Source organism: Allobosea eneae (assembly GCF_042657265.1).
GTDB classification, from domain to species: domain Bacteria; phylum Pseudomonadota; class Alphaproteobacteria; order Rhizobiales; family Beijerinckiaceae; genus Allobosea; species Allobosea eneae.
Window position 1 is genome coordinate 69,184 of the sequence record NZ_JBHSLW010000007.1, and the last position, 13,708, is coordinate 82,891.

The 13,708-nt window shown below is 67.0% G+C and carries 9 protein-coding genes; 7 read left to right on the top strand and 2 right to left on the bottom strand.

The window, feature by feature from the left end:
* Positions 1 to 12: 12 nt before the first annotated feature.
* Both ACFPOB_RS05140 and ACFPOB_RS05145 read right to left on the bottom strand, forming a co-directional pair.
* Positions 13 to 1,269, bottom strand: coding sequence for a hypothetical protein (locus ACFPOB_RS05140; RefSeq protein ID WP_377796437.1), 1,257 nt, complete (start codon positions 1,267 to 1,269; stop codon positions 13 to 15).
* Positions 1,266 to 3,257, bottom strand: coding sequence for a GumC family protein (locus tag ACFPOB_RS05145; protein ID WP_377796439.1), 1,992 nt, complete (start codon positions 3,255 to 3,257; stop codon positions 1,266 to 1,268). The genes ACFPOB_RS05140 and ACFPOB_RS05145 overlap by 4 nt, the downstream gene beginning before the upstream one ends.
* A 680-nt stretch (positions 3,258 to 3,937) precedes the next feature.
* Here ACFPOB_RS05145 and ACFPOB_RS05150 point away from each other — a divergent pair.
* From ACFPOB_RS05150 to ggt, 7 genes are all read left to right on the top strand, one after another.
* Entirely contained in the window at positions 3,938 to 5,470 is a 1,533-nt protein-coding gene (locus ACFPOB_RS05150; protein WP_377796440.1) for a lipopolysaccharide biosynthesis protein, read from the top strand.
* A gap of 44 nt (positions 5,471 to 5,514) precedes the next feature.
* The gene (locus ACFPOB_RS05155) at positions 5,515 to 7,296 is read left to right on the top strand and encodes an alpha/beta fold hydrolase (protein WP_377796442.1); all 1,782 of its coding nucleotides are present in this window, start codon (positions 5,515 to 5,517) and stop codon (positions 7,294 to 7,296) included.
* Entirely contained in the window at positions 7,293 to 8,321 is a 1,029-nt protein-coding gene (locus ACFPOB_RS05160; protein ID WP_377796443.1) for a glycoside hydrolase family 5 protein, read from the top strand. The genes ACFPOB_RS05155 and ACFPOB_RS05160 overlap by 4 nt, the downstream gene beginning before the upstream one ends.
* The gene (locus ACFPOB_RS05165) at positions 8,318 to 9,469 is read left to right on the top strand and encodes a glycosyltransferase family 4 protein (RefSeq protein WP_377796444.1); all 1,152 of its coding nucleotides are present in this window, start codon (positions 8,318 to 8,320) and stop codon (positions 9,467 to 9,469) included. Before ACFPOB_RS05160 ends, ACFPOB_RS05165 begins: the two co-directional genes overlap by 4 nt.
* Positions 9,470 to 9,596: 127 nt before the next feature.
* A complete protein-coding gene (locus tag ACFPOB_RS05170) occupies positions 9,597 to 10,304 on the top strand; it encodes a GntR family transcriptional regulator (RefSeq protein WP_377796445.1) in 708 nt (235 codons plus the stop codon).
* Positions 10,305 to 10,385: 81 nt separating this feature from the next.
* Positions 10,386 to 11,969: an ABC transporter substrate-binding protein gene (locus tag ACFPOB_RS05175; protein WP_377796446.1), complete on the top strand. Its 1,584-nt coding sequence runs from the start codon at positions 10,386 to 10,388 to the stop codon at positions 11,967 to 11,969.
* A gap of 67 nt (positions 11,970 to 12,036) precedes the next feature.
* On the top strand, positions 12,037 to 13,632 hold the full coding sequence (gene ggt, locus ACFPOB_RS05180) for a gamma-glutamyltransferase (protein WP_377796447.1): 1,596 nt from the start codon (positions 12,037 to 12,039) through the stop codon (positions 13,630 to 13,632).
* The last annotated feature ends 76 nt before the right edge of the window (positions 13,633 to 13,708 follow it).

A 13,708-nucleotide genomic window follows, 5' to 3' on the forward strand; every position in this document is an offset into this window, starting at 1 on the left:
AAGATCCGGGGTTCAACCAGCCGCGGCAGCAGAAAAGCTTGGGGCCGGGTTAGGCCGCGCAGCCGGTTCAGACTCGGTTCCCGGATCGCCATCGCTCGATCCGGTCATGAACCAGAGGAGGGCCGCCGTCTTGATCGAATAGACGGAGTCGCTGACGATCATCAAAAGGCAGATATAGGTCGCGACGCAGACCTTGAAGCGCCAAGCCCGCGGCGACTTTTCCGGCGCGAAGATGAACAGGCTCCAGAAGCCGATGACGCCGAGCAGCCCGATCTGGTTCAGCGAATAGGCGTAGCCGGAATCCGCCAGGAACGGCTTGTCCGGCGACAGGCCGAAGACCGCGGCGGGCGAGAGCGAGGTGATCAGCCGCGCCGTCCAGAGCATGCGGCCGGCGAAATTGTTCTCCCATTTCACCTCGGCGCTGATGAAGCCGTAGACCGCAAAGCCGCTCAACAGGATGAAAGGCGCAGCCAGCCAGACGAAGCGCGGCGTGATCGGCGCCGCGAAATAGGCGACGGTCGCAACGATGCAGACATTGGCGCCGAAGCGGGAGTCGCTGAGCACGATCGCCGCCAGGCCTGCCGCCATGGTCAGCCAGCGCTTCGCCATCTCCGGGCGGTTGAGCGCCCAGATATAGAGGATCGCGCCGAAATTACCGGTCGAGACCGGCTCGAGAAAGACCGAGGAGGCCCGATGCGGCCCGAGGAAAGGCAGCAGCGTGCGCGCATCCGGACGCAGGCCGCTGGTGAAGAGCGCACCGGTCTGGTTGCTGATGTCGCCCGGCGCCACCGATCCGCGCGCGACATAGTATTTGATGATGTTGAAATATTTCACGTAGACGTCGAGCGCGACGAACTCGAACAGGCCGAAGGCGACGACGATGACCCCGCAGAGCCAGGCGGCGCGGTCGGCGACGCGCGGGTCGTCGCAGCTCTTGCCGAGCAGATAGAAGGCGACCGGGATCAGGAAGTCGCGGACGGCCTTGGGGTCGATCAGCGGCCGCATCGCCATCAGCATGGCGGCGTAGGACAGGAAGATCGCCAGGAGCAGATAGGGCGCGGCGTTGCGGCCGAGGCCGAGGTAAAGCGCGGTCGCCACCAGCACCACCTCGCAGCCCATCACCATGGTGTCGTTGATGCCCACGACGTTGGTGTTGATGAAGCACAACGCCAAGTTGAAGGTGAGCGCGCCGATCAGCAGCGCCAGTGGCAGGATCGGCATCGGGCGAGCCGGGTCGATGCCGCCCGCGCTGCCCGCCCGCGGGGTCACGCCGCGGCCCGCGCCGGGCGCCGCAGCCAGCGCGACGCCAGGCCGCGCGCACCGCCCCCCGTATCCTCGGGAACGACCAGCGCGATGATGTGCTCGCCGACCGGATCGATCGCTGCCGCTTGGTCCACCAGGCTGCGCGGAGTCTCGCCGGTGAGCGAAGAGGCGAGCACGATCGCGTCCGGTCGCGCACCTGCCTTACCGTCCGATGGCGAGGCCTGCCGCATGACGATGAAGTTGCGCCGCCGTCCCGGTCGGGCCGTAGCCGCGGCAGCCGGCTCGATCCGGCGGATGTTCATGTCGCGGCCGGAGCCGTCCTGGCAGAGCAGCACGCTTTCGCCATGCGCCGCCAGGCTGTTGGCGAGATGCTCGGCGAGGGCTTTCTGCGTGGCCTCGTCGACGGAGCCGGCGATCATCACCGAGGCCGGCAGATGTGGACCGAGCGTCTTCTGCAGCAGGCGCGTCACCGGTATGAGCGCATCCTCGCGGCGCGCTGCCGCGGCGGGCAGCGAGACCACAGTGCCGACACCGATCGCCTGGCCGGCCGCCTCCGGCGTCAGCGGCGCCAACGGCTTCAGCCGCTCGGGCAGGATGCGCGAGGACGGCAGCCACTCCAGCAGATAGGCGATGCCGAGTCCGGCACAGGCGCCGAAGAGCAGGGCCGCAGCCAGCACCAGTGGCGCGGGCGGCTTGGTCGGCGCGCCCGGCGCCACCGCTTCCGAGAGCATGCGCGAATTGTTGGTTTCGATCCGCTTCTGCTGCTCCAGCTCCTTGGCGCGCTGCAGCGAGGCGTTGTAGACCACGCGCACCGCCTCCGCCTCGCTCTCGAGCTGGCGCAGCTTGATCTGCGCGGCGCCGCTGACCTCCTGTGACTTGGTCAGCTCGGTCGCCCGCTTCCTGAGATTGGCGAGATTGGCCTCGGCCTGGCGATAGCTCTCCTGCACCGTGGCTCGCAGGCGGGCCAGCTCTCCGGTGAGAAGCCGTCGCGTCTCGGCAAGCTCGGCCCGGATCTCGATCAGGCGCGGATGCTGCGGCGCCAATGTCTGGGCCAGGCTCGCCGCCTCGCGCGCGCTCTGCGCATATTGTCCTCTGAGCGAGGTCACCACCGACGAGGTGAGCGCCTCCGGCAGCGTGTCGGACAGCGGATCGCCATTGCGATAGCGGGCGAGCTGGTCGCGCCGCGCCTGCTGGCGCGCCATCTCGGCCTCCGCCAGGCTGATCTGGCCGTAGAGGTCACGCAATTGCTGCGAGATGATCAGCCCGCCCTCGCCGGTGCTGACCAGGCTGTGCTGGCTGCGGAAGGCCTGGACGGCCCGCTCGGCCGTGTCGAGCTGCGTCCTCAAGCCGGCGATCTGCTCGATCAGCGTCGTGTTGGCGCGCTCGACCACAGCGCGCCGTCCGTCATTACCCTGGCGGAAATAGACCTGGGCCAGAGCATTGGCTACATCTGCGGCCTTCTGGGCCTGCGGATGCGAGACGGTGATGCGGAAGACCAGCGAGTTGTCGACGCGCTGGATCACGATCGCTTTCTTCAGCGTGTCGACCGCCTGCGCCAGGCGCTGCTCCGACGTCGGCTGCGCCAGCTTGCCGAGCAGCCGCGAGACCAGCCCCGGCGGCCTGACGAAAGCGGGGTCGTTCTCGAGGTTGAGTTCCTCGATCACTTGCCGCAGCACGCCGGTGGAGGTCATCACCAGCGCCTGGCTGTCGACATTGGCGAAGTCGATCGAGGCCGAGGTGTCGGTGCGCACGATGTCCTTGCCGACGACCTGGAGCGCCTGCGGGTCGACCAGCAATTCGGCGGTGGCGCGGTAGACCGGCACCTGCACCGAGAGATAGGCGAGCGCCAGCAGCAGGCAGACGCCGGCGCTAGCGATCACCAGCCAGCGGCGGCGTTGCAGCAGCTGGAGCAGTTCGGACAGGCTGAAAGCAGCGGAGGCGCGGCCTTGCGCCGACGCCTCTTCCCGTCCTCCCGCCTCCAACGCAGCCGACACACTAGCCTCCTCGATCCGGCCCGGCACGGCGCATCCGCGGCCGGACGCGCCGACGGACTCGGCTGGAATTCCACCGCGCATCCTGCCGGTGCGTGGTTAACATTTCGGCAACGGAATAATTACAATTCTATTCAAATATTCAAGTGAATAACTCCTCAAAAATTAACTAATCGATCAAAGAGCAGCAAAGAAACATTTCACTCGAAACGAGTCAATGATAGTTCAATATTGACGAAAATTGGCCTGATCGGCCTCGCCTTGCGCCGAGACGCCGGCGATCCGGTTCACCGCGTTCATGTCTCGTTTACAACAGGAAGAAGTTCCCAGGTCACGCCAACCATTGCTTAGCTCGTGCCCGCTATTCCTGCCCTCGCGAAGGCCGGTTCTGCAGGCACGCGGTGACGAGGAACAGGTCCAGACAGCATGCGTGGACATCTGATGCGCAATGCGCGAGCACGGCTACGGCTTTCTGGTCCATTTGCCGCGGCTTTTACGTCCCCTGGCAGGCGTGGCTGTCCACGCCTTGACCGGTCGGTTGACGATGGCGAGGCGCTCCGGCCGCGGGTCCGGCTGGACAAGCGGCCCGCTGCCTGAATCGAGCAAGACATGAGGACGGACCTGGCGAACATTGACACATCGCGCGGCGCTGACGGCCAGATGCAGGATGGACCGGTGTCTCGATGACCCGCGGTAGCAGCATCATGTCGAACTCGGTCATGAATGCAGCAGCTGGCTTGCTGCTGCTGGTGAGCGGGTTCGGCTCATCGGTGATCGTGGCGCGCCTGCTGGGACCGGAGGCGAACGGAACGATCGCCTTCGCATTGTGGATCGCTGCAACGGGGGCGCTGATAGCCGAGTTCGGTACCGGCGTCCTGCTGTTGCGTCTGCTGCCGCAGCTGAAGGCCCAAGGCGCGGACGACAGGGCGCGGCGCGGATTTGCCGCCTATCTCGCCTTGCCGGTCGCGCTCGCCACCACGATTCTCGTCGGGCTCTTCTGGAGCTTCTGTTGGTTTGGCGGCACGCAGTGGATCGCTTCCACGCCAGCGGCGATCGCGCTCACGGGAGTGTTGCTGTTTGTCCAATCAATAGGCTCGCTCACCAAGAATTACCTCATCGGCGAGCAGCGCCTGCGCACATTCTTCTATTTCACCGGCATCGTCTCCGCGCTTCAGATCAGCGTCGTGCTCGCAGGCGCCTATCTCCATGGCGTGGAGGGCGCACTGATCGGCTATATAGCCGGGCAATCCGTCTTATTTCTGTATTCGATTCGAATCCTGCTGACGGCGCCCAACAACGCCGGCCACAGCCCGCGGACGCTGGCGGGAAGCTCGATGATCCTGTTCTTCGAGTTTGTGCTCACCTCCGTGTTCCTGACCCGGCCCGAGCTGGTTTTCCTCCAGAATTTCCATGGAGCGCAGCTGGTCGGCTTCTATGCGGTGGCGCTGACCCTTACCAACCTGGCGCTGCAACTACCGATCCAGCTGACCGGCAGCCTCATACCCTTCTATGTCGAGAGGCAACACACCGGGGAGGAGGATGCGTCGGCAGAGATCTTCGCCTGTGTCGTGCGGAATTTCGCCTACATCACGTTTCCGCTTTGCTTTGGTCTAGCCGCCATCTCCACCCCGCTCGTCCTTTCCGTTTACGGCCCGGCCTTCGAGCCGGCCGGCGTCATCGTCGCGATTATGGCTGTCGGCGCTCCTGCGGCCGTCTTCATTCAGCTCGTCACGCAATATCTCTACGCAATGGACCGGATGAAGTACCGCCTTGCGATCAGCGGCCTCGGGGCATTCCTGATGGTCTGCGGCTGCTTCCTGATCGTCCCGCAATGGGGCGGCATCGGCGCCGCCGTGATCCGTGATCTGGTGTTCCTGGCCATGAGCCTGGCTCTGCTGTGGAGCATCAAACTGAGGAGAGAATCGCGCGGGCTGACGGTGGTGATCGTCAAGATCGCCGCGGCAGGCGCTCTCTGCGGCCTCGCAGCGCTGGCCGCGACGCGGATGCTGCCAGGGGCGAGCGGCCTGATTGCCGGCATTGTCGCCGGGGCCGTCGTTTATGGCGCGATGCTGCGCCTGCTGGCGGCAGTGCCGAAACAGGATGCCGAAATGCTCGACCATCTGCTGGAGCGCCTTCCATCCGAGCCCGGGCGACTAGCCAGGCGGTTCTTGGGCCTTGTCGCGCCCGGCGCGGTGACTTCGGAAGCGGCGAAATGACATCTCAGCCCACTTTCGCTTACGCCGAAGCAGCTCCATCATCGATGCAGACATCGGTTCGGAGCGCGCTGCATCCCGTCTTGGACCCCGACGCCACGACCTCGCCTTTTGGCGAGCCCGTCACCTTCGGTAGCAGCATGGGCGTCTTCCATTCCGGCCACGCCCCGGTCGCCGTGCTGATGCTCAGCGCCATCGGCTATGAAGAATTCTGCCTGCGCGCGACCTGGCGCAGCCTGGCGCAAGCGCTCTCGGACAAGGGCATCGCCTGCCTGCGCTTCGACTACCCCGGCCAGGGCGACGCCCATGAAGCCGCCGATCCGCAGGGGCTTGACGACTGGTTCGAGACGATCCGCGCCGCCGCCGACCTTCTGCGCCGCGCCAGCGGCTGCGAGCGCCTCGTCCTGCTCGGCCAAGGACTTGGCGGCGCCCTGGCGCTCAAGCTCGCCGAGGACCTCGCGCCTGTCGCGGCAAGCGTGTTGCTGGCGCCCGTCGGCAACGGCAAGCGCTATGTGCGGGAACTCTCGGTCTGGTCGCGCATCGTCTCGGACCGGATCGGCATGGGTATCGATCCCGACGATGAAACGCACTGCGCCGTGGCCGGCCTGCGCATCGCACCCGGCCGCCTGTCTGCGTTCGCCACGCTCGATACAGGTACGCTGCGACAGGCGCCATCCAAGCAAGTGCTGCTGTTGTCGCGACCCGGCCATGGTGGCGACGCGACCCTGGCCGAAATGCTCTCCGGCCTCGGCGCCACCGTCACGCAGCGCGACTACGAGGGCTACGACACGCTGACCACAGATTCGGTCACGGCTCGCCCGCCCAAGGCGACGATCGCCGGTATCGTCGACTGGATCGTCGCGCGCGCTCAGGCGGCGGGCTCCGCGCCCGATGCCAGGACGCCACAGCCGCCAGGCCCGGCACAAGGCCTCCTCGGCGACGGCTTCGTCGAGCGGCCGATCCGCTTTGGCCCGGAGGGGCGCCTGTTCGGCGTGCTCTGCGAACCGCTCGGGCCGGCGGCGCGGGAACTCGTCCTCTTCGTCAATGCCGGCCGCGACTACCATATCGGCTGGGCCCGGGTCACCCTGAACCAGGCGCGCGCCTTCGCGGCGCGCGGCATCGCCTCGCTGCGCTTCGATGCCAGCAGCGTCGGCGATAGCGGCACGGCTCCCGACGAACCGGAAGAGACCCTCTATTCGCAGGCGCAGATCGATGATGTCCGCCTCGCCATCGACGCCATGCAGGCGCGCGGCTTCGACGCGCCCGTCCTGATCGGGCGTTGCAGCGGCGCCTACGCCGCCTTCCACGCCGCCGTGGTCGACGAGCGCATACGCCGCCTCGTCATCGTCAACAATGAGCGCTTCGTCTGGGATCCCGACGAGAGTGTCGAGGACGCGATCCGCTATGCCCATCGCAGCACGGGCGATCTCGGCGCGACGCTGGCTCGCAAGGACGGCCTGCGCCGCCTGCTCACCGGCAAGCTGCGCGTCGGATCGGCGGGACGCTATCTGATCTATCGCTACCGCAAGCAGCTCTCGATCAAGCTCGCGCCCGTGCTCGGGCGACTGACCAAGCATGGCCGGCTCTACCACCAATGCCATCGCCATTTTGCCAAGCTCGCCGCGCGCGAGGTCGACGTGTCGCTGATCTATGCCGATGGCGATGTCGGCATCGCAGAATTCCAAACCTATTTTGATGAGGGCGGGAAACGCCTCGCCACCTATCCCAACGCCTCGCTGACGATCATTCCGAACGCCGACCACAACTTCACCCATCTCGCCGCCGGGCGCCGGCTGCTCGATGCGCTCTTGCGGATCGTCGCGCCATGAGGCTGGCCGCACTCGCTCTGGCCTTGCTCACCGCCTTGCCGGCGCAGGCGGAAACGTGCCTGCGCGGCGTCAACCTGTCGGGCGCCGAATTCGGCGAGACGCCCGGCAAGATCGACACCGACTACACCTATCCCGGCGAACAGACGATCCAGCGGCTCGGCAAGCTCGGCGCGAGCGCCATCCGCCTGCCCTTCCGCTGGGAACGCATCCAGCCCCGGCTCAATGGTGGCCTCGACATCATGGAGTTGGCCTATCTCGACCAGACGGTGCGCCGGATCAACGAGGCTGGGCTGATCGCCATCATCGACCTGCACAATTACGGCTACTACGCCAAGAAGCAGCTCGGCTCGAAGGATCTCCCGGCCGAAGCGCTCGCCGATGTCTGGCGCCGGCTCGCCGAGCACTATCGCGACCGCCCCAAGCTCGCCTTCTCGCTGATGAACGAGCCCCACGACATCCACAGCGCCGACTGGGCGAAGATCCAGAACGCCGCCATCGCCGCGATCCGCAAGGCGGGCGCCAAGCAGCTTCTGCTGGTCACCGGCACGGCCTATGGCGGCGCCCATAGCTGGACCTCCGACCTGCCGGTCGGCAACAACGGCCGCGACCTCCTCGGCGTCGTCGACCCGCTCGATCGCTACGCCTACGATTTCCATCAATATCTCGATGCCGACTATTCCGGCCGCGCCCCGGAATGCTCGGCCGCCGCCAATGCGCTCAAGGCGATCGACGACGTCACCGCCTGGCTCAAGACCAATGGCCGCCGCGGCTTCCTCGGCGAGTTCGCCGCCTCGAACAGGCCGGAATGCCTGACTGCGCTCAGGCAGATGGCGGCGAAGGTCGACGCCAATCCGCAGCAATGGCTCGGCTGGACCGCCTGGGGCGCCGGACCCTGGTGGCCGGCGGACTACATCTTCAACCTCGAGCCGACCAAGGCCGGTGAGCGCCCGCAGATGAAGGTGCTGCTGGAACGCTTGAAGACCAAGCGGCCGAGCGCCATTTGCGGCCGGGAGGCCAAACCGTGACCGCCCCCTTCTCCCATCGCGCCGCGCCCATTCTGCCGGCCGGCACGCGGATCGTCCATGTCGTGCGCCAATTCCTGCCCAATCGCGGCGGGCTGGAAGACGTCGTCGCCAATCTCTGTCGGGCGCAGCTGGCGCTCGGCCTCAAGCCCTCTGTGGTGACGCTCGATCGGCTGTTCTCCCGGCCCGAGCTCATCCTGCCTGCGAGCGAGCAGATCGACGGCATCCCCATCACCCGCATCCCGTTCCGTGGCTCGACGCGCTATCCGCTCGCGCCCAAGGTCTTCAAGCATCTGCGCGAGGCCGATCTCGTCCATGTCCACGCGATCGACTTCTTCTTCGACGCGCTCGCTGTGGGGTGGCTGCTCCACCGCAAGCCGCTCGTCGCCACCACCCATGGCGGCTTCTTCCACACCGCCGATTTCGCCGGTCTGAAGAAGCTCTGGTTCAACGGCCCGACCCGGCTCTCGGCCCAGGTCTATCGCGGCATCGCCGGCTGCAGCACGAGCGATGCCCGCATGTTCGAGCGGCTCGCGCCCGGCAAGGTCCGGGTGATCGAGAACGGCGTCGACCTCGACAAATTCGCCGGCGCCTCCAGTCCCGACCCGCAGCGGCGCCTGGTCAGCATCGGCCGCTTCTCCAAGAACAAGCGGCCGGACCGGCTGATCGCGACGATGGCGGCCCTGGCGCGGCGCGATCCGTCCTGGCATCTCGACATGCTCGGCGTCGCCTCGGACTGGACCGAGGAGGCGCTGCGCAAGGCGATCGCCGATGCCGGCATGGCGCAGAACGTCACCCTGCATCTCGGCCTCGACGATACCGCCGCAAGGCAGGTGATGAGCCGCGCCTCGTTCTTCGTCTCGGCCTCCGAATTCGAGGGCTTCGGCCTGGCGCTGGTCGAGGCGATGAGCGCCGGCCTCGTGCCGGTCGTCCAGCCCAATGCCGCCTTCGCTGGCCTCGCCAGCAAGTTCCCGGTCGTCCGCACCGTCGATTTCGCCGATGCGGACGAGTCTGCCCTGGCCGTCGAGCAGGCTCATGCCGATCTGGTCCGCTATCCCGGCAATACGCGTCCGCGTCTTTCGAACCTCGCATCCTATTCCTGGCACGAAGTCGCCCGCCGCTATCTCGAATTCTACATCGCCGCGCTCTGACCCTCCGACGCTATCGCGCTGCCCCACGCTAGGAAACCCTTGCGCGACGCTGAGTTCTGGCTTTGTAATAGTGGATACACTCATACAGAGCACGTGACCGAGTGCAGACGGCTTGCGGGGAAACGGGATGGGCTTCGCCTCGAAAAGCATGGCCGCGACGGCGCAGGACGAGGCCTATCGCGCCATCCTCCAGGACATCCGCAGCGGCCGCTATCAGCCGGGCGAGCGCCTGATCCCGGAGACGATTGCGCGCGAGCTCGCCATGAGCCGGATGCCGGTGCGCGAAGCGTTCCAGCGCCTCGCCAATGAAGGCCTCGTCCTCATCCGCCCCAATCGCGGCTGCGTCGTCTCCGGCCTGACCATCGAGGAAATCTACGAGCTGTTCGAGATCCGCTCCGTGCTGGAGGGGCTCGCGGTTCGCTTGGCCATGCCGCGCTTCGATGCAGCGGCGCTGGCCGAACTCGACGACCATGTCGCCCGCATGCACCGTGCCGGTGCGGCCGGCGGCGCCGACTGGCTGACCAAGCACCAGGAATTCCACGCCTATATCTGCGGCCTCAGCCGGCGCCCCAAGCTGATCGCCCAGATCGCGGCGCTGCACATCGCCGTCGAGCCCTCTATGCGGGTCTGGCTCCATCATGTCGCCCAGCCCGCCCATGCCACCGAGCGCCAGGACGAGGTCGTCGAGGCGATCAGGACTGGCGATGCCGAGCATGCCGAGGCGGTGATGCGCGACCACGTTCTGCGCACCGCGCCGCGCCTCGCGGAGTTCCTGCGCAGCCGCGATCAGGCGGCAGGCATGTCATCGACCCGGTCTGTCAGCGCCCAGATCTGAACGTGAACACAGAGCGGCCCGACAGAAGGCCGCACTGCCGGGGACGCCCGAGGGCCAGCCAGAACAATGAGGGGATCAACCATGGATCGACGCCAGTTCCTGAAAGCCTCGGCCGCGGCCGCCTTCCTGCCGGCCGCGCCGCATCTCGCTACGGCGCAGGATGCCAAGACCCTGCGCTTCGTGCCCTATTCCGACGTCGCGATCATCGATCCGATCTGGACCAACGGCTATTCGACCCGCACCCACGCGCTGCTGGTCTGGGACACGCTCTACGGGCTCGACGACCAGTTCCAGCCGCAGCCGCAAATGGTCGAGGGCCATGTCGTCGAGGAGGACGGCAAGCGCTGGACGCTGACGCTGCGGCCCGGCCTCGTCTTCCATGATGGCAGCAAGGTGCTGGCGCGCGACGCCGTCGCCTCGATCAGGCGCTGGGGCGCCCGCGACACCTTCGGCCAGGCACTGATGGCGGTGACCGACGAACTTTCCGCGCCCGATGACCGCACTATCGTCTTCCGCCTGAAAACGCCCTTCCCACAGCTGCCGGCGGCGCTCGCCCGCCCAAGCGCGCTCGTCGCCGCGATCATGCCGGAGCGCCTCGCCGCAACCGACCCGTTCAAGCAGATACCGGAAGCGATCGGCAGCGGCCCCTATCGCTATCTCACCGCCGAGCGCATCGCCGGCGCCCGCCATGTCTATGCCAGGCACGAGGGTTACGTTCCGCGTCAGGGCACGCCGAGCTTCACCGCCGGCCCGCGCACGCCCTATCTCGACCGCATCGAGTTCACCGTCATGCCCGATGCCGCGACCGCGGTTTCGGCCTTGCAGACCGGCGCGGTCGACTGGGTCGAGCAGCCGATCATCGACCTGCTGCCGCTGCTGCGGAAGGACCCGAACATCACGGTCGAGGTCAAGGACCGGACCGGAATGGCCGGGCAACTGCGGCTCAACCATCTGCAGCCGCCCTTCAACAATCCGGCGATCCGCCGCGTCATCCTCCAGGCGATCGACCAGGAGGAGTGCATGAACGCGGTCTGCGGCGGCGATCCTCAGGTCGAGCGCGGCAGCATCGGCTTCTTCCCGAACAACTCGCCGATGGCATCCGACGTCGCGGCCAAGGTCCTGAAGGGCCCGAAGGACTTCGGCAAGCTCAAGCAGGAGCTCACCGCGGCCGGCTACAAGGGCGAGCGCGCCGTCTTCCTTGCGGCGCAGGACGTGCCGCGCATCGCCCTGGTCTGCGACGTCGCGGCGGATGCGCTGCGCAAGATCGGCGTCAATGTCGACTTCGTCGCCGCCGACTGGGGCACCGTCCTGCAACGCATCAGCAGCCGCAACCCGGTCGAGCAGGGCGGCTGGAGCTGCTACGTCACTTATTGGGCCGGGCTCGATCTCGGCTCGCCGGCGACGAGCTCGCCTTTGCGTGGCAACGGCGCCAAGGGCAGCCCCGGCTGGCCCGACAGCCCCCAGATCGAGGCACTGCGCGCCCGCTTCCTGACCGCGGCTGACTCGGCACAGCAGAAGGAAATCGCCCGCGAGATCGAGCTGCAGGCGATGCAGGACGTGCCTTACGTCCCCGCCGGGCAGTACCTCCAGCCGGTCGCCTATCGCAAGAACCTGACGGGCATGCTGAACGGCGTCCCGGTCTTCACCAATCTGCGCAAGGGCTGAGCGCCCTTCGCTTCATTCCGCATGGCCGGCGACGAGCGCCGGCCCCTATCTCCACGAAAGCTAGCCTATGCGTGATCTCGAGCTTCCCGGCCGTTCCCTCGCCATCAGCCGCAATGCGATGGCGGCGACCTCGCATCCTGCCTCGACGCTCGCGGCGCTCGACATCATGAAGGCCGGCGGCAACGCGATCGATGCGGCGATTGCCGCCTGCGCCGTGCAATGCGTCGTCGAGGCCGGCTCGACCGGCGTCGGCGGCGACTGCTTCGTGCTCTATTCGCAGGGCGGATCGACCGATCTCATCGCCTATAACGGCTCGGGCCGCACGCCCGCCGCCGCGACGCTGGATTGGTACGCGAAGGCCGGCATCACCACGCTGGAGCGGCACTCCCCGCATGTCGTCACAGTGCCTGGTGCAATCGACGCCTGGACCCGGCTCGTCAAGGATCATGGCCGCCTGCCGCTGGCCGAGGTCCTCGCGCCCGCCATCGCCTATGCCCGCGACGGCTATGCGCTGACGCCGCGCGTCGCCTATGACCTCGCCGCCCAGCACGAGACCCTGATCCAGGACGCCAACGCCACCGCGACCTTCCTCGTCGACGGCAAGGCTCCGTTGGCCGGCACGGTCCAGCGTCAGCCGGCTCTCGCCGAGACGCTCGAAGCGATCGGCCGCGAGGGCCGCGACGCCTTCTATCGTGGCGCGATCGCCCGCGAGATGGTCGACTATCTCCAGGCCGCGGGCGGCCTGCACACGGCGGACGATTTCGCCGCCGCCGAGGGCGAATACGTCACGCCCGTCAGCGCGACCTTCCGCGGCCGCACCGTCTATGAGTGCCCGCCGAACGGCCAGGGCGTGATCGCACTGCTGATCATGAAGATCCTCGAGCGCTTCCAGCCCAAGGGCGGCCCGCTCGCGGCCGAGAACCTGCATATCGAGCTGGAAGCCACCCGTCTCGCCTATGCCGCCCGTGACCGCTTCCTCGCCGACCCCGACAAGGCCGAGGTGCCGGTCGAGCATCTGCTCTCGGACAAGCTAGCCGACGAACTCGCCGGGATGATCGATCCCAATCGCGCACTCGATCCGCTGCCGGTCATTCCCGGCGGGGCCGAGCACAAGGACACCGTCTATATCAGCGTCGTCGACAAGGACCGCAACGCCGTCTCCTTCATCAACTCGATCTTCTCGCCCTATGGCAGCGGGCTGATGACCAAGAAGTCCGGCGTGCTCTTCCACAATCGCGGCCAGAGCTTCGTGCTGCAGCAGGGTCACCCGAACGCGATCGCCCCGCGCAAGCGCCCGATGCATACCATCATCCCCGGCATGCTCGCCGAGAACGGCCGCGTCGTCATGCCCTTCGGCGTGATGGGCGGGCACTACCAGGCGATGGGCCATGCCCATTTCCTGGCGAAGCTGTTCGACCACGGCCTCGACCTGCAGGAGGCGATCGACCTGCCGCGCCTCTTCCCGCTGCCGGGCACGAACACGGTCGAGACGGAAAAGCGCCTGCGCGACAGCGTCGGCGCGGCCCTGACCGGACGCGGCTTCAAGGTCGAGATGCCGAAATCGCCGATGGGCGGCGCCCAGGCGATCTGGATCGACTGGGAGAAGGGCACGCTGACCGGCGGCTCCGACCCGCGCAAGGACGGCTGCGCCCTCGGCTACTGAGTGTCCAGTGCGAGACCGCCCTGCATGAGGCGGCCTCGACAGCGCCGGCGATCCCGGCAAGCTTCTTCTTCAGAAC

What these genes read in the sequence shown, in the direction of transcription:
- ACFPOB_RS05150 (WP_377796440.1), top strand. Translation starts at nt 3,938, where the DNA reads ATGACCCGCGGTAGCAGCATCATGTCGAACTCGGTCATGAATGCAGCA.
- ACFPOB_RS05155 (WP_377796442.1), top strand. Translation starts at nt 5,515, where the DNA reads ATGCAGACATCGGTTCGGAGCGCGCTGCATCCCGTCTTGGACCCCGAC.
- ACFPOB_RS05160 (WP_377796443.1), top strand. Translation starts at nt 7,293, where the DNA reads ATGAGGCTGGCCGCACTCGCTCTGGCCTTGCTCACCGCCTTGCCGGCG.
- ACFPOB_RS05170 (WP_377796445.1), top strand. Translation starts at nt 9,597, where the DNA reads ATGGGCTTCGCCTCGAAAAGCATGGCCGCGACGGCGCAGGACGAGGCC.
- ACFPOB_RS05175 (WP_377796446.1), top strand. Translation starts at nt 10,386, where the DNA reads ATGGATCGACGCCAGTTCCTGAAAGCCTCGGCCGCGGCCGCCTTCCTG.
- ggt (WP_377796447.1), top strand. Translation starts at nt 12,037, where the DNA reads ATGCGTGATCTCGAGCTTCCCGGCCGTTCCCTCGCCATCAGCCGCAAT.